General features: G+C 48.1%; 15 protein-coding genes. 7 read left to right on the top strand and 8 right to left on the bottom strand.

The genetic code is table 11. The features are described 5' to 3' along the window. Positions 1-12: 12 nt before the first annotated feature. The 3 genes from KO518_RS01860 to KO518_RS01850 all read right to left on the bottom strand — a co-directional run bounded on the left by KO518_RS01860 (position 13) and on the right by KO518_RS01850 (position 6,372). Positions 13-1,596, bottom strand: a complete 1,584-nt coding sequence (locus tag KO518_RS01860) for a serine hydrolase (RefSeq protein ID WP_216024099.1) — start codon at positions 1,594-1,596, stop codon at positions 13-15. After that, positions 1,586-3,466, bottom strand: a complete 1,881-nt coding sequence (locus tag KO518_RS01855; protein WP_216024098.1) for a glycoside hydrolase family 3 protein — start codon at positions 3,464-3,466, stop codon at positions 1,586-1,588. Before KO518_RS01855 ends, KO518_RS01860 begins: the two co-directional genes overlap by 11 nt. Before the next feature lie 194 nt (positions 3,467-3,660). Then, positions 3,661-6,372, bottom strand: a complete 2,712-nt coding sequence (locus KO518_RS01850; RefSeq protein ID WP_216024097.1) for a TonB-dependent receptor domain-containing protein — start codon at positions 6,370-6,372, stop codon at positions 3,661-3,663. Positions 6,373-6,620: 248 nt separating this feature from the next. On the opposite strand from KO518_RS01850, the gene KO518_RS01845 reads away from it, so the two are divergent. Beyond that, entirely contained in the window at positions 6,621-7,820 is a 1,200-nt protein-coding gene (locus KO518_RS01845; RefSeq protein ID WP_216024096.1) for an anhydro-N-acetylmuramic acid kinase, read from the top strand. 89 nt (positions 7,821-7,909) lie between these two features. Beyond that, a complete protein-coding gene (locus KO518_RS20115) occupies positions 7,910-9,217 on the top strand; it encodes a PAS domain-containing methyl-accepting chemotaxis protein (RefSeq protein ID WP_216024095.1) in 1,308 nt (435 codons plus the stop codon). Between the two features lie 53 nt (positions 9,218-9,270). Here the strand turns inward: KO518_RS20115 and KO518_RS01835 are convergent, their stop codons facing one another. Then, the gene (locus tag KO518_RS01835) at positions 9,271-10,395 is read right to left on the bottom strand and encodes an S-(hydroxymethyl)glutathione dehydrogenase/class III alcohol dehydrogenase (RefSeq protein WP_252735736.1); all 1,125 of its coding nucleotides are present in this window, start codon (positions 10,393-10,395) and stop codon (positions 9,271-9,273) included. 113 nt (positions 10,396-10,508) lie between these two features. Between KO518_RS01835 and KO518_RS01830 the strand changes: the two genes are divergently transcribed. Further along, positions 10,509-11,372, top strand: a complete 864-nt coding sequence (locus KO518_RS01830) for a LysR substrate-binding domain-containing protein (RefSeq protein WP_216024094.1) — start codon at positions 10,509-10,511, stop codon at positions 11,370-11,372. A 255-nt stretch (positions 11,373-11,627) separates the two neighbouring features. Here KO518_RS01830 and KO518_RS01825 read toward each other — a convergent pair whose 3' ends face one another. Continuing rightward, entirely contained in the window at positions 11,628-12,284 is a 657-nt protein-coding gene (locus KO518_RS01825) for a DUF642 domain-containing protein (RefSeq protein ID WP_216024093.1), read from the bottom strand. A 253-nt stretch (positions 12,285-12,537) separates the two neighbouring features. Here KO518_RS01825 and KO518_RS01820 point away from each other — a divergent pair, with 253 nt between their 5' ends. Beyond that, positions 12,538-13,377 (top strand): polyphosphate kinase 2 family protein, encoded by an 840-nt coding sequence (locus KO518_RS01820; protein WP_216024092.1) that lies wholly within the window; start codon positions 12,538-12,540, stop codon positions 13,375-13,377. Between the two features lie 32 nt (positions 13,378-13,409). Here KO518_RS01820 and KO518_RS01815 read toward each other — a convergent pair whose 3' ends face one another. The 3 genes from KO518_RS01815 to KO518_RS01805 form a co-directional block, all read right to left on the bottom strand. Continuing rightward, positions 13,410-14,126, bottom strand: coding sequence for a sulfotransferase (locus tag KO518_RS01815; RefSeq protein ID WP_216024091.1), 717 nt, complete (start codon positions 14,124-14,126; stop codon positions 13,410-13,412). Between the two features lie 11 nt (positions 14,127-14,137). After that, positions 14,138-15,046 carry a D-amino acid aminotransferase gene (locus KO518_RS01810; protein WP_216024090.1) on the bottom strand — a complete coding sequence of 303 codons (909 nt, stop codon included), beginning with the start codon at positions 15,044-15,046 and terminating at the stop codon, positions 14,138-14,140. Between the two features lie 80 nt (positions 15,047-15,126). Continuing rightward, entirely contained in the window at positions 15,127-15,903 is a 777-nt protein-coding gene (locus KO518_RS01805; RefSeq protein WP_216024089.1) for a hypothetical protein, read from the bottom strand. A gap of 204 nt (positions 15,904-16,107) precedes the next feature. On the opposite strand from KO518_RS01805, the gene KO518_RS01800 reads away from it, so the two are divergent. From KO518_RS01800 to KO518_RS01790, 3 genes are all read left to right on the top strand, one after another. Continuing rightward, entirely contained in the window at positions 16,108-18,006 is a 1,899-nt protein-coding gene (locus KO518_RS01800; RefSeq protein WP_216024088.1) for a M1 family metallopeptidase, read from the top strand. Positions 18,007-18,304: 298 nt separating this feature from the next. Further along, on the top strand, positions 18,305-18,766 hold the full coding sequence (locus KO518_RS01795; RefSeq protein ID WP_216024087.1) for a hypothetical protein: 462 nt from the start codon (positions 18,305-18,307) through the stop codon (positions 18,764-18,766). 99 nt (positions 18,767-18,865) lie between these two features. Further along, a complete protein-coding gene (locus tag KO518_RS01790) occupies positions 18,866-19,477 on the top strand; it encodes a Yip1 family protein (RefSeq protein ID WP_216024086.1) in 612 nt (203 codons plus the stop codon). The last annotated feature ends 23 nt before the right edge of the window (positions 19,478-19,500 follow it).

The raw sequence follows: 19,500 nt of genomic DNA, 5'->3' as shown, positions 1-19,500 counted from the left end.
AGAGGTGCCGCTCTAGGGCGCCTCTTTTGTATCATTAAGGGTGTCTACCACAGTGAGAATACTGTTCCAGGCAGCATTTAATGAAGGATAGCGACCAGATTCAGGTAAGCCGTTGTGCTGACGATTCGTCAGGAGTATTACGATAAGCTGATCATCAGGTCGAAACATTATTTGTGTGCCGGTAAAACCCGCGTGTCCAAAACTAACGCGACCGTCTCCGCTTTCATATCGCCAAAAACCGTGTGCCTGATTGGTGTCATAAGGCGTAGACAAGAATGTCGCGACTGTTTCCGGGGTGGCGATCATCGCATTACCATACCCTCCTTCGTTGAGCATCATCTGGCAAAAACGCGCTAAATCAACAACGTTGGAAAATAGGCCAGCATGCCCCGCCACGCCGTCCAAAGCGTACCAGGCATTGCCATCGTTAACTTCCCCCAATAAGGTGTAATCCCGATAACCAGCAAAGGTGTCGGTAAAAGCTGGCGTGGACAATATGGGATAAGGACTGGATGTGGCCACCATATTTTGCTCATATCGGTTACCTTGTGAGGTGGCTGCTATATGCTGGCGCCAAGATACTGGAGGTTTGTATGTAGTTGACATCATACCCAATGGCTGATGGATGTGCTTCTTCACGTATTCATCAATGGATTCACCCGTTACGCGGGTAACGACTTGTCCGAGCAACATAAAGCCAATATCAGAATATGCTCGCTTTTCGCCTATCGCATAGCGGCGGTCAAGGGCTGCAAGGTATGCAAATACCGACGCACTACTGTACCTGCGATGCAACCAAGTAGGTTGCCATTCCCACAATCCGCTTCGGTGCGTCAACAATTGCTGTACAGTAACAGCCGCTTTATCTGTTTCGGCAAAACCGGGTAACAACTCGCCCAGTGTATCAAATAGAGACAACTGATTCTCACTCACCAAGTGCATTATTGCCGCTGTGGTACTTACCACTTTAGTCACAGAGGCAAGGTCAAAAACAGTATCAACACTTACTTTTCGCGGTGAATCAAGGAGCTCCAATCGCCCCTCGGTTAAACGCTGATACTGTGCCATCCCCTGACCTTCAGCAAATAAAATTTCACCCTGTCGCGCAACCAACACCGCCGCACCTGGAAATGCGTGTTGCTCAGGATCTGCACCAATATATGGTTGTAAGACTTTTCGAAACGTGCGTTTTTGCGCAGTGGTGAGGGCGTGTTCAGGGCTTACTTCTCGCAGTACGGGATAGTCTACTGCGACTGCCACATCGCCCTTTACCAAGTGCATCTTTAAAATATTGCTACCCGCTCTTACGGCTTTGGAATCACTTAACATGAGTACTGTATTGTGAGCGGGTTGTACCTGGCCATCAAAAATTACCTCGCTATTGACGGATATTCGTACTTCACTGGGTGTAGCGGGATAGACACGCAATTGCACAAATTTACCTAGCGCCTGGAAATTGCCGACCAGAGTGTCATCAGGGGTTTCTGACTGCAACACCAATTGCCCCTGATAAGCTACCGACCACGCGGGGGCACTAATGATGACAGACGCCATCATCAGTGACACAAACGAAAAAATAACGCGTTTAATGCCCACGTAACGCCTTATCCTGTTCATCGAGAAACACGGGGACTGAACCACTGGGTGTAAGCATACCTGTTAGCACCCGGCTCAAGCTGTCAATGGTTGCGCCTGTGTAGGGGCTGTCTTCATCGTCGGAAAGCCTGTAAACATTGGCGTTGTAGGTTGCCAGAACCGCATCACTCAATTTATCTAAGCGCCCTTCGTCATAAGGCATACGCAAATAAACCAGTACGCTGCGTTTACCTGAAGCGTTGATGGCTTTCAGCAAGTCCGGCAACCGTGCTTGCGCCTTTGCATAACCCAGTATTTGTTGTGTGTTCTCTTTCATATCTTCCATGCCGCCCAGTTCTACCAAACTCGGAGACGGCGTCATACTTCCCAAAATCACCGTATCCGCTTGTGCAATACCACTTTGAAGAGCCGACTCAGTAAGGGTTTGTAAGCTCATGCAATTTACCGTTTGACCCGCGCGGTAAAGACTAAAGTGATAAGTCAGCGCCTTACATACCGGCTCCGCAGGCATTAGTACAAGTACATTCTCTTGCGCACCTATCTGATAATCTGCCGGATTGCCTTTTAACAGGGTAATAGCTTCGTCTGCCATGCGCTGCGCCTGGCGTTTGTTATCTTCCAGATTCTCAGACAGCGCTGCAATATCTGGCTTGTCCCACTGCGCCAAGGCAAAGCGTTTCTTCACTCGGCGTATGCGCTCTGCTGAGGCGGTAATCTCGCCGCGATCCAGCTCGCCTGATTGCACTTTAGCCACGAGTTCATCCAACATATCATTGTACTTGGCAATATCTTCAGTGGTATGCACTGGTAGTGGCATGACAGCCATATCAGTGCCCGCAGCGAAGGTAGCTGCTACGGCCTCTGTTTGATCAAAAAATTTAGCAATACCAGCCATGTTCAGAGCGTCTGTTACAATTAGTCCGTCATAACCCCACTCGTCGCGCAAAATACCGGTGAGAATTTTCCTCGACAAGGTTGCCGGCTTTATTTGTTCATTGCCGTTTTTATCTGTCAGGGTACTACTGTCGAGCTGGGGATACTGAATGTGCGCAGTCATTACTGCTGCGGGGTTCGCCTTTTCGATGATCGCTTTGAACGGATACAAATCAATGGCATCGACTGTAGCCCTGTCGTGATTAACCACAGGCAAACCAAGATGGCTGTCGGTGTGTGTATCGCCATGCCCGGGGAAGTGTTTTACCGTTGCTAGCACGCCTTCGCGTTGCATGGCAATGACTTGCGCTTCGCCAAGCTCTGCCACTCGCTGTGGCGACTGACCGAAGGACCGAATATTGATAACGGGATTGGCGAGATTGGCGTTTACATCCACATCGGGTGCAAAATTAGTATTCACGCCCAGCGCTTTAAGCTCCTGCGCCATAATTTTGCCACTCGCGCTCGCGTAGTAAGTCCCTGATTTTTCCCACGTTGCACCTAAAGCCATATTCCCCGCGAAATCGGTGGTAAACACCCTTGGGGTGCGAAACACTCTGCCACCTTCTTGATCTATACCAATGAGCAGGGGCTGAGGGTTTTCCGCCTGTTGTGCTGCCTTTTGCAAATCTTGAGTCAGTTTGGCTATCTGTTGCGGATAAGCCAGATTTTCACTGAACAAAATGACGCCCCCAAGACCTGACTCCGAGACCAATTCAGACAATTGTGGGGGCAGTACTGTCATAGGCTCGCGGCAACGGCTTTGGGCCTCTTCGCAAAAATAGCGAAAATCGAGCATGAACTTTTGCGCCAGATCCCGGCGGATTTGCTGGGTATCGCTGTCGGCAGGCATGGCACACCCGTGAAGAACAGTAAAACCACAAACACAAACCGCAGTTTGAAAGAAGCGCTTGCTTCGCGTGAGAAAGTTGTACATACAACCCCTTTGTTAAAAATTTTTTATTGCTGTCGGGTCATCAAACATAAAATTAAATATACATTGATTCGAAGTCAATGCACCACCAACTGCACAGAATACAGCTGAATACTTGTTATGCTGACACTAAGAACGCCTGACAGCCAATGCATTGCGACTGTCAGACGGTTTATTGAGGCGACGACGCTGCCAGGTTACAAGGCCGGGGTATAGCGCAACGATACACCAATAGAACGGCCCACTACATCATAGCCATCAACTGTGTTGTATCGCGTCGCTCCCGCAGCTGGGACAGGAGGTGCCTTGTCGAACAAATTGTCGACCCCAGCGCCGACAGACACTTCATCACTTACCTGCCAGGATGCAGCCACATCGAAATAGTTCTGCGAACCAATTGAAACAGACGGATCACTGGCGTAATCCACATCACCGATTCTGCGCCAGCTCAGCTGCACAGTGTATTCGTCTAAAGACCAGCCAACGCTAAGTCTGTGTTTGTAATCAGCCTGCAGAGAGCTTGCGTAGTCGCCTGTACACGCAGAACCATAAGTCCCCTTACAATCTTCCACCGGTAAGGTTGGATCGAGCCGCTTTTCTGCTTTTGTCACCAAATTGGCAGCGTAGTTAAGCGTGAGGTCTCCTCCCATAAACTCAGGTGCAGCAAAGCGGTACTGAGCGGTGACATCGACTCCTTCCTGTAAAAACGTGGACACGTTGAAATCGTTAACCAGGGCGGTGGTTATAAAACCTGTGTTGGGATCGCGCAATACTGCATCGCATAGCGGATTACCAGCAACAGGGTTGTCGATATAACAGTTTTGCAGCGCTGCCGCTGGTTGTATTACCCAAATCGCATCATCAATTTCGATTTTGTACCAGTCAACCGTGAGGTCAAATCCGTCCAGGTAGGTAGGGGTATAGACAAAGCCCACGGTAGTGGAATCGGCTTTTTCAGGGCGAATATCAGGGTTGCCTCCGTAGGTGTACCGGGCTGATGATGAATCCCACTCAGTCCCTACTGCCGGCGCGCCGTAACGGCTGCACTGCTCAGCATCACCTGTACCTAACAAACACGGATCACCTTCAAAGCGGCCCGCCAGACGGCTAATGAAACGCTCGTTATACGGGTCAAAAATAGCCAATGACAATCCGGAAACCGGGCCAGCAAACTCACCGAGGTTGGGCGCTCTGAAAGCCGACTGCCTTGTCCAGCGTACACGCCAGTCGTCATTTACTGTCCAATTCAAGCCTAATTTGTGGGTGTCGTCAGCATCAGTATTGGAGTAACTTGACACGCGATAGGCGCCTTCAAAATCCAGCGATTGCATGAAAGGCTTGTCGTATACAAGTGGAACCAATACTTCTGCGTAACTTTCTCTGCTGTAAAAACTGGCATCAATTTCAACAGAGCTACTCGACGAGAACGTGGTGCCGCGTCTAAATGCATCGCCCGGCATTTGTACCCCTGCTTCGCGGCGATATTCATATCCGATGGCGAAGCTAACCGGCCCTGCCGGTAATTCAAACAAAGGCGTTGATTCACCGGAGAAGGTAATGGAAGCTACGTTCTGCGTGCGCTCACGGTCGTGATAAACAAGGGTAGTTTCAAGTTCATTCAACGCCACATTGGGGTTAAACAAATCAACACTATTGGCAATTGCCGCAAAGCTGCTTCCCCCCGACGCTGTAGTCGAATAGCCAGAATTTAACACTTTGTCGGTTTCGTCGGTTTTACCGTGCTGAAAGTAGGCGTCATAGCGCAGAAAATCAGTAATATCGCCCCGTAATCCCACCTGAAACTGCAAGCGATCTCGCTCCGTTATTGTTTTCTGTAAACCCAGGCCCAGGTTGCGTTCAACCCGTACCTGTGCAACACCGTTTTCGTCAAACGTCAACTGATCAGCAATGGCAGACGTGATGAACGGGTTATCGCGAGACAATAGCACCTCTTCGTTCACTGATACTGGTGTTTGCCCAGCGCCACCGGCCGTATACACTTCCATTTGGGAATACAGTGCACGGCCGTACAGCGTGGCGTTGTCGTGCAAATCCACGTCCCAGAACAATCCGGTCGATTTACGGGTCATTGGTGAAACCAGATAGCGGCCAGCGGTGGAGTCTACTGTGTTGCGCCCCTCAGTAACGGCACCATTGTCGTCTATACCAAAGGTATTTCCACTGACGATATCCTCATAATAACCGCCGGTATTGACCACTTGCGTACCGTTTTCCATCGCAAAATCTCGGTCGCCCGCAAACAATGCTTTGCGATCAGCAAAGCTGACGAAGCCGGTTAAGTGCCCTTTACCATCGAGAATATCACCGCCAAAAATTGCTTCTGCACTGAACATTTCAGCGCCGTTTTGTGGCATCTCATAACTCGTGGAAAACTCCACCCCGTCGAAAGTATCATCCATGATGAAATTGACTACGCCCGATACCGCATCAGCGCCATATACTGCAGCAGCGCCACCAGTGAGCACGTCAACGCGCTTTATCAGTCCAGCCGGTATAGCATTTACGTCCACCGCATTGCGAAATCCGAAGGGCACGTCGCGGGTGCCGTCGAGTAGCACAAGCGTTCGGTTTTGCCCGAGTGCTCGCAAGTCAATAGTAGTCGCTGAGCCACCACTGGCACCGCTACTTGGCGCCTGGGGAAGCTTAAAAATGATATCTTCGACATTCACCGCCCGGTCTAACTGTAGTTGGAACTCCTCTACCGATGTCACCGGGCTGGTTGACACCACTTCTGTACGCGCAATGCGTGAACCGGTGACACTCACCACCTCAATGTCTTGTTCTGTAATGGATTGCGCCATAGCAGCGCCTGATAGTAAGGCCAGATGGATGGCCGCGGTTAACTTTCCCACACCGTAAAAAGTGGATGAAGTAAATAAGCGTTGCATAAAATCTCCGAGAATGATGAGAACTAAGATAACCGTCACTGATTCATCAATATTTCCAGTAACAGTTTGGCGTGTGCGATACTGAGATATAGATTGATATCGTCCTTTTACAATTTTTTATAACAATTATCATTTTAATTCAAGAATATTTTATTTTACGCACTACTACTTTGTTTGCTAGATTGTGATTTTAATCGCTGATAGCACTATAGAAGCGGCGGCCCTGCGAAAAAGTAAGAAATAATGTCATGAAAAGTTATATTCAAAAGCTGTATCACAGTAGCGAGAAGCAAAGTCGACGCATCATTGGCTTAATGAGCGGAACATCCTTAGACGGGTTGGATATTGCCCTTTGCCACATTTCCGGACACGGGTTGAAAACGTCGGTGGAACTGGAAAAATTCGTCACCGTTCCATACGAAACCCCGTTTCGTCATGCTGTACAACGCATTTTTGCAAAACGCGATGTCGATCTGCAGGAAGTGACCCTTTTAAATGGCTGGATTGCAGAGCAACATGCAGAAATGATCAATAAAACTTTGAAAACGTGGCAAGTATCGGCTTGTGATATTGACTGTATTGCCAGCCATGGCCAAACGGTATTTCATTGCCCCAAAGAACAACACGGCTTGGGGGAATATGGTCATGGCACGTTACAAATTGGCGATGGCGACAGGCTCGCAGTACTGACTGGTATCATCACTTTATCTGACTTCCGACAGAAACACATTGCTGCGGGCGGAGAAGGTGCCCCCCTCGCCGTTTATGGCGACTACCTCATGTTTAGCGACCCCATAGAAAACCGGCTTCTGCTGAATATGGGCGGCATCGCCAACTTCACCTGGCTACCAGCCGGCAACAACGCCTCTTCGGTATTCAGTACCGATGTTGGGCCGGGCAATACCATCATCGACGCTTTCGTCGCTCAGCATTTTAGCCATCTTCGTTATGACAAGGATGGCAAGCTTGCTGCAGCAGGAAAGGTTAATGAAGACTTACTTCACTCGCTGCTCAGCCATGAGTTTTTTAGCTATTCCATGCCAAAAACCACAGGTCCGGAAGTGTTCAATCTCGACTACCTGAAACAGGCCCGCATCACCAGCCAGACGTTGGCAATTTCCGACTGCGATGTAATCGCTACGCTCACTGCATTTTCTGCCAGAGCAATTTGTAACGGCATCGTGGAAATGGCAGGTCTCGCTGACAACAATGTTGTCTATGCCAGTGGTGGTGGTGTTCACAACCCCGTGCTAATGGAGATGATCACGACATTACTCCCCAACAATATTCGGGTGTGCAATTTATCTGAAATTGGCATTAGCCCTGATGCTAAAGAGGCGGTATTGTTCGCCATTTTAGCCAATGAAACTATTGCTGGGACGCCTTGTTTTGAAGGCAATAGATACGACATTCCCAATACCACCATGGGAAAAGTCAGTCTGCCGTAAACGGCAAAAATTGGACTTTTGACTAACTCCAATTTATGTAAAAAAAAAGTAGTATTGTGTACTATTAATACTAAATTTGGGCTCGCAGTATGTTCACTCGAAAGTCAACACACACCACCAAAGTAGACAGTCTCACTAAAGAGCTTCGGCATTATCACTCTCTGATCGACGCGGTAAAACGCAGTAGCCCATTTGTCTGTTTCAGTCCAAATGGGCGCGTCAAAGAAGCCAATACACTCTTTGCCGACCTGTTGGGTTTTAGCCCTGAGGAGCTTGTCGAAGAAAATCATCGGGCATTATGTGCGCCGGCATTTGCCAACAACCAGGCCTATTTATCATTCTGGAAAAACCTCTCTGACGGGCAAGCACAACACTGTGAACAGGAATTCAAACACAAAAGCGGTGGCTCTGTGTTTCTTGAATGTAATTACGAACTTGTAAAAGACACAAGCAACTGTGTTACCGACATTATCTGCCTGGCAATGGATATATCCAGACAGCGTCAAGAAAGCAATGATGCCAAAGCCATTGCGTCGGCGCTTGACAAGTCCATGGCAGTCATTGAATTTAATCCAGATGGCACAATTCTCCGCGCGAATAAGAATTTTACCGACACCGTCGGTTACTCGCTGGAGCAGATCCTTGGCCAGCATCACCGCATGTTTTGTTTCGACGACTTTTACATCGATAATCCCAATTTTTGGGACAAGCTGGCCACCGGCCAGTTTGAATCCGGCCAGTACAAGCGGAAAGGTGCTTCAGGCAACGTACTGTGGCTGGAAGCTACCTACAACCCCATTTTTTCAGCCGAAGGGAAAGTGGTAAAAGTAATAAAGTTCGCCGCCGATATCACTGAAAAAGTAACGTTGCAGCAAAACATTGCCAGTGCTTCCGAGCATGCGGTTTCCATTTCTGAGGAAACGTCGCAAATTGCTTTGCGAGGAACAGAGTCCTTAAACAGTTCGGTGGACGTATTTAGTGCCACGCTGGCGGAAGTAGACCACGCCAATGTGTTGATCGCACAGCTGACGGAACAATCTGCCAATATCGAGTCTATCGTTTCTACCATTCGCAGCATTGCTGATCAAACGAATCTGCTTGCCCTCAATGCCGCTATAGAAGCTGCAAGGGCTGGCGATCAGGGCAGAGGTTTTGCAGTCGTGGCAGACGAAGTCAGACAACTGGCAAAACGCACCAGTGACTCCACCATCGAAATAGAATGTGTGGTTAATGAAAACCGCGGATTGGCGGAGCAAGCGAGTAATAAAATGGGTGAAGTGAAAGTGAAGGTTGATGAGAACGCTAGCCAAATTAGCAGCGTCCAGGCTGTGATGGGTGAGATATATCAGGGCGCTGTAAGCGTCACTGAAAATGTTTCACGCATCATGCAATCATAACTCGTTCAACCGACCGGCGCTGCAATGCGCCAACGCCAGTCGGCTAACCGCTATTATGCCATGTGGATAACTGTACGAATGCTTTTACCTGCGTGCATTAATTCAAAGGCTTCGTTTACCTTTTCCAGCGGCATGGTATGGGTGATAAAGTCATTCAGTTTAAACTCGCCCTGCATGTAGCGCTCAACGTAATCGGGCAATTCTGAACGCCCTTTTACCCCCCCAAACGCAGAGCCGCGCCACACGCGTCCTGTGACCAGTTGGAACGGTCGGGTTGAGATTTCTTGACCCGCGCCCGCTACGCCAATAATGACCGACTCACCCCACCCCTTGTGGCAACACTCCAGGGCTGAACGCATAACATTTACATTGCCAATACATTCAAAAGAGAAATCGACTCCACCGTCGGTCATGTCCACAACCACTTCCTGAATGGGCTTGTCGTAAGACGATGGATTAATACAGTCAGTTGCCCCCAACTTTTCCGCCAGATCGAATTTACTTTCGTTAATGTCAATAGCAATGATGCGACCGGCCTTGGCCATTGTTGCGCCTATAATTGCTGACAAGCCGATGCCACCCAGACCAAATATGGCAACGGTGTCGCCTTCCTGTACTTTCGCCGTATTCATTACGGCTCCCATACCAGTGGTTACGCCACATCCCAGCAAACACACTTCTTCCAGTGGGGCTTCAGGGTTTATTTTGGCCAGTGAAATTTCTGGTAAAACGGTATATTCAGAAAACGTCGACGTTCCCATGTAATGGTAAATGGGCTGACCATTTATACTGAAACGGGTTGTACCGTCGGGCATCAGTCCCTGACCCTGAGTATGTCTAATGGCCTGGCACAAATTAGTTTTGCCTGACAAACAAAATTTACACTTACCACATTCCGGTGTGTAAAGAGGAATCACGTGATCTCCCACCTCAACGCTGGTCACACCTTCTCCGACAGATTCGACGATACCGCCACCTTCATGACCAAGGATCGCAGGGAATACACCTTCTGGATCATCTCCTGACAAGGTAAAGGCGTCTGTATGACACACGCCCGTGGCGAGAATTTTAATTCTGACCTCGCCGGCTTTTGGCGGTGCAACCTGAACATCTTCAATGGATAAAGGTGCGCCGGCTTTCCAAGCTACTGCCGCTTTACATGTAATCGTCTCTGTCATCGTTCAAACCCTTAAGAAAAACAATGACACCATTGTAACTCCCCCGCATAATGAAACAATAAGCACTTTCAGAAAATAACTTTTGCAAATTTGCAATAATTACCGGTGAATCTATGAATTGGGATGGTATTTTCGAATTTGTTGCGGTTATCGAGCAACGAAGCTTCACCCGCGCTGCCGAAAAACTGCAAATTTCTACAGCGAAAGTCAGTCGTCAGGTGACCGCGCTGGAAAAACGCCTCGACAGCAAGCTATTAAATCGCACCACCCGAATTGTGACTCCCACAGATATTGGATTGCAATTTTACCATCAGTGCAGGCAGATAACGGAGTTACTGGACGACGCCCAACGGCTAGTCAGTGAACAACAACACACCCCTAAAGGCCATCTTAAACTCACGGCGCCAGTGACATACGGAGAACGGTTTATTGCCCCCCTCCTCAACGATTTCGCTCTGCTTTATCCCGGTTTGCGAATACAACTCGAATTGACAAACAAGGTACTCGACCTAGTGGAAGAAAGCTATGATATGGGCATTCGTCTGGGTCATTTGGAAGACTCAACGCTTCGCGCGCGAAAACTCGGTTCGCGAAAACTGCACACCTGTGCATCTTCTGCTTACCTTGACAGTGCGGGTGTGCCTCAGCGTATCGATGAACTAAAAAAACATCATTGTGTTGCCGGCACGTCCTCTCATTGGCAGTTCACCGTGGACAACAACCACAAGACATTTCGTCCCTCGCCTCGAATGCGATGTAACAGCGGATTTGCAGTACGGGATGCAGCCCTCAAAGGCCTCGGTATCATTCAATTGCCAGATTACTATGTAGCGAAGGATATTGCTGAAAAGCGTCTTCTTCCGGTTTTAACTGAATACGACACCGAAAACGACGGTATATGGGCTGTTTATCCCCAATCCCGACACGTACCAAATAAAGTCAGATTGTTGGTAGATTACCTGGTCAAAAATCTGTAGAGGCAATAAGATTGTGCCAGTATAGAGGTATACAGTGATTAATCGCTTTACAGTTTTTTGGCTGAGCCACGGATAGAAATAAGAAAATTGGAAATCAAAGAGTCACTGGAAACGGAATTTCATCATCGTGTGATAGCTGCCGTTGTTCTCAGCCTGCATTCAGTGACATGGACGTATTTGAACTTGAATGGGCTGACAACCCGGCTGTTTCACCGGATGGCAAGTTCATCGCTTTGCCGCACATAAAAAAGGCGTCTAAGACGCCTTTTTTATGTCATTGGAAAGAAAAGCAGACTCGCTATTTCGGCGCATTAGCCGAGCACCGATGAACATAAGTGCCACGGCAAAAGGCAGTAGCGTTGCGGGCTCCGGTACAGATGTAACCTTCACTGCGTCAATGAGGTTACCGGTTGTGCCACCACTTATCGACGTGAAACTGATAGTGGTAAAAAGATCCGGAGCCACAAAATCCGTATCAAATACTCGCCAGACATTTTTACTGTGGTCGGTTATTAATTCAGAGAATATAGCACTACCTGCGTCGTTGAGTATTTCGAATAAAAAGGCTTCGCTGGCGCTTGTACGCGCCTGGTAGGCAAAACTCACACTGTAGTGAGCGTTCACATCGGTCGCAAAGGTCTGGCTGATTTGGTAGGCGTTGTTCGCCGCATTTCGCTTGCCAAAGGCATTCAGTTCAAGTAATTGGTCCCCCTCAAAGGCCGCACGGCGGTCCAAATGATCCCATATTTCAATGTTCAGACCATCCCAGCCATTGACAGTACTGGCATCAAACTTAGCCCAGCTTCCTTTTTTCACATCATTATCTTCGAAACTACCATTAACAATTAAACTTGCGCTGGCATTTGCGCTGATAGCCATCAACAAGCCCGCTATTACATATTTGAGTTTCATATCTCTACTGCCCGGTAACACAAAAGGAAACACGCCGTACATATCTGAGAAATGACAACGCCTTAATTATATTGTTCAAGTGTACGGACAACTCGATAAGAAAAATAGGACAGTTGGATATCGTTTTCGGTACAGATATATATAGCGGTATATGTATCCTTCACTACTTTTCGAAATGCCGCCTCCCCGGACGTTTACCTGGCATTGGACACCGCGTTAAATTGGGCATATGCTGATTCGAGGGAGTACAGATATGCCGAATTACGTTTCTAAAATTAGCTTGGCGCAGCGACACATCACACTAAAAAATATCGACACCACGCGAAAGTTAGACAGTAAGGCTGACTACAAAAAACAGCTAAAGAAGTGGCAAAACGCACTGCTTCACACGCAGCAAGCTTATTTTCATCAGCAAAAACGCGCCATTATTGTGTTTGAGGGATGGGATGCTTCAGGTAAAGGCGGTGCAATACGGCGCGTAACAGAGCCTCTCGATCCCCGCGGCTTTTTAGTTCACCCCATCGCTGCACCTCGCAAAGAAGAGCAAGGGCGACATTATTTGTATCGCTTTCAGCGTCGACTGCCTAAGCAGGGTACTATTGCCATTTTCGATCGCTCGTGGTACGGACGGGTTCTGGTAGAACGGGTAGAGGCATTAGCCACGGAGAATGAGTGGCAACGAGCTTATCAGGAAATTAATGAATTCGAACGCTTACTCATTGACGACGGTGTGCGCATCGTCAAATTGTTCATGCATATTACACCTGAAGAACAGCTGGCTCGCTTTGAAGAGCGCCTGCACAACCCTTATAAACGGTGGAAACTCACCGAGGAAGACATTCGCAACCGAGAAAAATGGTCGCAGTACGAAGAAGCTACCGAAGCCATGTTCGACAATACAGATACCGAAGCGGCGCCATGGCATGTGATTGCTGCCGAGCACAAATGGTACGCGAGGGTTGCGGTACTCCGTACACTGGTTGAAGAACTCGGTAAAGAGGTGGATATTTCACCGCCCCCTATTGATGATAGTGTGGTGAACCTGGCTCGAAAAAAACTCGGCATCACAGGTAGTATTGACAAAAAAAGCTGACAATCAGAACCCACATTGACTTCTGTTCGGTATCAGCCGACGGTTAATTTATGTTTAGCAAGTAATTCGTAGTAAGGAAGAGATTGCGCCAGTACGCTTTGCAGAGACGCAGGTAACTGGGGAATTGGCTTTCGTTGGGTTTTCGTTAGTCCGTTGCTCTGCCAAACGGCATTGTACCAGTGTTCTGCCCACACGCCATCAGCGGGGTTACCGCCAGGTTGCCATGACAGCATGGCGCTGTCAAAGGGGATACCAATGGCATCGCACAGTACTTCTAACCCCAGGGCCGGATCAGTGAGCAAATCATCACTGTCGATAACCACAGGAACCCGCCCACTGCGCTGGTGCTGGCGGTTAAAAATAGCAACCTGCTGTTCCACGCCAACATCTTGCAGGCTCGGTTGTGCACGCTTTTTATGGTAGCTGGCAATAACACGTGCCGGATGGCGGATCAGGAACACATTAGTCAACTTGTCGGTAAACTCTATGGAAAAGCGCGGCAGCACATGGTGAGACATGTGTTTTTGATAGCTGAGTTTTTTCCCCTCTGGCAGCGGGCTCAGGCATGCCTGTACCACTTCTTCAGGGTCAGTGGGCTGCGACGCCAGAATGGCTTCTTGCATGGGGTGCACTTCGCCACTTGCTTTCAAATAAGCGGCGTAGAAAGGCTCATCCATAACGACACAATCTTGTCTGGAAGCAAATGCGTACATCATGGCTGTAGACAGGTTGCGCGGTCCTGACCACATGGCAATCCGCATCAATGTTGTTCCTTAATAAGTTGGTAGTACCCGTGGCGGATTTTTTGCGTTACTGGCCCGGGGTGAGCAATGCCAATTTCCCGGCCATCGATGTGACTAACCGGTGTTTGTGCCCCAAAAGTACCGGTTAGAAAAGCTTCATCGGCACCATAGGTTTCCACCAGGGAGTAATTGCGCTGATGTACCGGAATGCCCAGTTTTTCGCATACGTCAATTACCTTTTGTCGGGTAATGCCGTTCATGCAGTAATCTCCGGTGGATGTCCATACTTCGCCTTTGCGAACTATAAAAAAATTACAAGCATTGGTAGTATTCACAAAGCCATTCACATCCAGCATTAGCGCTTCGTCTGCACCAGCTTTTTCCGCCGCTATACAAGCTAATATGCAATTGAGTTTTGAATGCGAGTTGAGTTTTGGATCTTGTGTCATGGGTAAACCGCGTACATGGGGAACGGTTGCCAGTTTTATAGGTCGGCCGATAGCCGGTATAGAGTGCTCACAAATAATGACCAGTGTGGGACCTTGAGTAGACAGTGCCGGATGTTGAAACGGCTTGTTTTTTTTACCTCTGGTAAACATTAAACGGGCGTGGACATCAGTGTGCATATTATTGGCCAGGCGGGTTTTCTCTAACGCGTTGATCACCTCATCCCTTGCCATGCCTAGATCTATATCAACGGTTTTGGCTGCTTCAAACAATCGATCCATGTGTTCGTCTAAAAAAGCCCATTTTCCGTTGTAAAGACGCAATCCTTCCCATATGCCATCACCCAACATAAAGCCACTATCATAAACCGACACTTTGGCTTCATCGCGATGCACGATGTCACCATTCACATAAATCAGTATGTCTTCATTGCGCTGATCTTCCGCTGCAGTGTGAGTCGATACATCGCTGATATTCATAACGCGTCCTTCCAAGTCGCTTGAAATAGCCAACAGGTTCGGCGCAGCCTCATGCCCGGAACCTGTTGCAGTGGCTCGGATTAGTTAAAGATATCTTTAAGTTTGTCCTTGCCTTTTTCCATTAGCTTTTCTTTTTCTTCATCAATTTTTTCTTTTACCTTTTCCTTTGCTTTGTCGGCCAGGATTTTCTTCGCTTCGTCTTTCGCTTGTGCGATAGCGTTATCGAGCATTTTGCTCACAATAGCAGCGCCAACCTGGTCTGCTGGCAGGCCATCGGGTTGACCAATTGCTCCAGCACTGAACGTTGGCAATGTTACTTCATAAGCTTTTTTGTCAATTTTAAAATCACCGGTTTCCAGCTTTTCGAAATTCAAAGTAAGCTTGACGTTGCTGACCGTCACATTGTCCACAATCAACTTCGGATTGGCGCCTTTTGAGGTTGAAGGCTCGCTCTCACCTTTTGGCAAATTGGCCATAAGGTTATCTTTAATCACCAACAGGTTGCCATTTCCGTTGGCATCCACTTCATACAGGATCTCCGGGGCATTAATGGACACTTCCTGTATGCGATAAGGCTCTTCTGTGCTACCGGCTAAATCAAGGGTGACACCATCCAGACTAAATGCATCTTCATCGCTGAAACCTTCCGGATTCTCCACGTCTATATCAGAGATGGTGATTTTGCCTTCAGCAAAGGACAGATCCACAGTGGCAACAGTGACAGGCGTACCTAAAAAAGTTGAGCCCTGTGTCTCAATTTGTTCGCGAATAAATTCATTAGCGCCACTGGCGAGATAGATAACCCCACCAACCACCACCGCAACAATTAAGAGTAAGACAACCAGTACTTTTTTCATGCTTTTGTTCCTTCTGAAAATATAATGAATAGATAACTACGATAACCTGTTCAACGCCGACTTGCTATTAACCATTGGACGACCCTTTGGCCCCGTTTATGGTGTTGGGCTTTTTGAAACACCGATCAACTGGTATGGTTGCCTGACGCTGCCAGCAACCATATCTGACAGCCATCAGACTAAATTGAAGAGTAAAGGAAAGCAATGAATAAACTCTCATTGGTGCTGGTTTCGGCACCCCTTCTGTTCGCCTGCTCACAGCCGGCACAGCAGAATGTATCGACAGAAACAAAGCAAGAGGCAGAGTTCACTCAGCCCGCCATAATAGCGGGAACTGACTACCACTCGTTTTCTAATCCCAGCGAAATACAAGTGACCCATTTGGATTTGGATCTCACCGCCGATTTTGAAAAAAAGCAACTCATCGGCTCGGTGAAACTGGAATTCGAAAGGAAAGATCCGAAAGCTGACACTCTTATTGTAGATACCAGGGCATTGACAATACACAGCGTTACCGCAGAAGGGAAACCTGCCACTTTTGAATTGGGCCCCGAAGATGTGAACCTAGGCTCAGCCCTCAGTATTACCGTCCCGCCAGACAATACCCATGTAACGATCAATTACAGCACCTCCCCTTATGCGTCTGGCGTGCAATGGTTAACTCCCGCACAAACCCAGGGTAAAGAACACCCGTTCTTATTTACTCAAGCACAAGCGGTGCACGCCCGCAGTTTTATTCCACTACAGGACTCGCCTCAGGTTCGGGTGACCTACAACGCCCGTATTCGCACGCCTAAGGAGCTGCTGGCCGTCATGAGTGCCGCCAACGACCCAAACACACCAAGAGACGGCGACTATCAGTTCACTATGCCCCAACCGATCCCGTCATATCTCATTGCCCTCGCTATTGGCCATTTGGACTTCAAACCCATGGGGCAGCGTACAGGGGTTTATGCCGAGCCTGAAATTCTGTCCGCAGCGGCGGCTGAATTTGAAGACACCGAAAGTATGCTTGAACTTACAGAAAGAACTTACGGGCCTTACAGTTGGGATCGCTACGACTTATTAATCCTCCCCCCGTCATTCCCCTTTGGTGGCATGGAAAACCCCAGACTCTCCTTCATTACACCGACAGTTATTGCCGGGGATAAAAGTCTGGTATCACTTATTGCCCATGAACTGGCACACAGTTGGTCGGGAAATACAGTAACGAACGCCACATGGCGGGATTTGTGGCTCAATGAAGGCTTTACCACATACCTGACGTACCGAATTATGGAAATGTTGTATGGCAACGACAGATATAACATGGAAGCCGTACTGGGCTATCAAAGCCTCGAGCACGATTTGGCGGCCTTGCCCGACAACGACGAGATTCTGGCTATCGACTTGCGTGGGCGAAACCCAGACGATGTATTTTCAGATGTGGCCTACGAAAAAGGCGCATTGTTTTTGCGAGAATTAGAACAGCGCGTAGGCCGAAAGAACTTTGACGCCTTTCTAATGCAGTATTTTAATCACTTTGCGTTTCAAAGTATCACCACTGACACCTTCCTGACATACCTAGATAACACACTGTTGAAGGATTACCCTGAAAAGCTTGACAAAGCGCGGATCCACCAATGGGTGTTTGAACCAGGAATTCCCGACGGCGCGCCTGTTCCTCAGTCCGATGCGTTTACGAAAATAGATAACGTCCGTTCAGCCTGGCTCAACGGAGACATTGCAGCTAAAGCTATCAATACTGAAAACTGGACAACTCACGAATGGCTGTATTTCCTCAACAATATGCCCGATGGACTGTCTGAAGCCCAGTTAGCCAACTTAGATAGTGCTTTTTCACTTACCCAGAGTCAGAACAATGAGATCGCACATAGTTGGCTGTTGATAGCAGTAAACCACCAATACAAACCGGCCTATGAGCGTCTCTATGACTACCTTGTGCATATTGGCCGCAATAAACTGGTGAAGCCTCTTTATCGTGCGTTGTCACAAACGCCTGAAGGGAAAGCCTTCGCGCAAAAGGCCTTCGAAGAAGCTAAACCCGGCTACCACCCATTGACCATTCACGCCAATGAGGGGTTTGTCACCGACGGCGATTAATATCCTGATACAATTACACCCCAACAGCCGCAACTGCGGCTGTTGACTTTTTAACCTCGCTATTTATACTGCAGACGTGGTTCGCAGAGACGCCACTCCGCTGAAGATGACATCACTCTGTATTATCCTTCTCATTTTGTTTTGGTTCACATGAACCTAAGTTTGGTATTGCGGAAAGCCATCGTTACTTAGGAACTGTTGAACATGAAACATTCTTGTCCTGGTCACCTTTGGCCGATTCAATCAATCCTTTTGTCAGTGATACCCCTTGCGCCGAATTGTTTTGCGGAGGTGCACTGTGGTTAAAGCTATCAATGAGCTCCGCTATCACGCCAAAAAACGCCACCTCTCATTAAAAGAAGAAGGCGCAACAACCACGCTGACCCAAGCCAAACACCTTATTGCCCGACAAGTGGGTTTTGCCAGTTGGCAGGACGCCTCGCAGATTTTAAAAGGCAGCAGCATGAGCCCAAACTGCACTTTGTGGCACCATCACGCCTGTGACGCTCACATGAACCATTGGTTTGCCGAATATGTCGAAGCAAAAAGGTTTATTCGCTCTGACCCGGCCTTAGTGTTATTTCCTTACAAACATCAGTTTGTGGTAGGAGACGAACACTATATTTACAGTCTGGGCTTGTCGAACTATAGCGAACTTATCTACCAGCAATGCCAACGGGATTTGGTTTGCAGCTACCGAAGCACATCGTGGGATGAATTAGCGGCATACTGTATTCGACAAAAAATAACAAACCACTGACTTTTTACTAAGCACAAAATGTTACTGAAGTGTGGATTAATGTTATTTTTATGTTAATAATAGAGATGTGCATTTTTTCCACAGTCAGGAGCGTTACTTATGAGTAATCATATTTGGGGTCTTATCCATCATCCGGACAAAGAATGGCGTTCTATTAACGAGGAGCACGAAACGGTAAGCCACCTCTACACTCATCACGTTCTTTGGTACGCATTAATCCCCGTGGTCTGTTCGTTCATTGGTACAACCCGGTTTGGCTGGACGTTTGGCGGCGAAGAAGTGTTTCAAATTTCCGTTACAAGCGGGTTGGCCTTGGGCGTTGTATTTTATGCGCTCATTCTGGCAGCCGTTGCTGTAGTTGGAAGCGTGATACACTGGATGGCAAAGAAATACCCCGAGCGACCATCTAAAGCGGAATGTATCGTTTTCGCCGGCTATACTGCTACACCGCTTTTCCTCAGCGGCGTATTTGCGCTATATCCCGTGTTTTGGTTATGTGTACTGGCCTGCGTTATCGGCCTTTGCTATACCGCATATTTGCTGTATGCAGGTACCCCCAGCTTTCTGGGAATAAGCCGTAAACAAGGGTTCATCCTGTCTACTTCTACCCTGTGCATAGGTGTACTGGTTCTCGAAGTACTGATGATTGCAGTGGTATTGTTGTGGAGCATGGGGTCAGAGCACAGTATTGTCTGGCATTTTTTTAGCTAGCTCGCCCAAAATTAATGTATAAA

The sequence above is a fragment of the Aestuariibacter sp. A3R04 genome (genome assembly GCF_018860805.1).
Classification (GTDB): Bacteria; Pseudomonadota; Gammaproteobacteria; order Enterobacterales; family Alteromonadaceae; genus Alteromonas.
The sequence above is the reverse complement of the archived record's forward strand: the minus strand, read 5'-3'. Positions and strand labels throughout refer to the sequence as shown.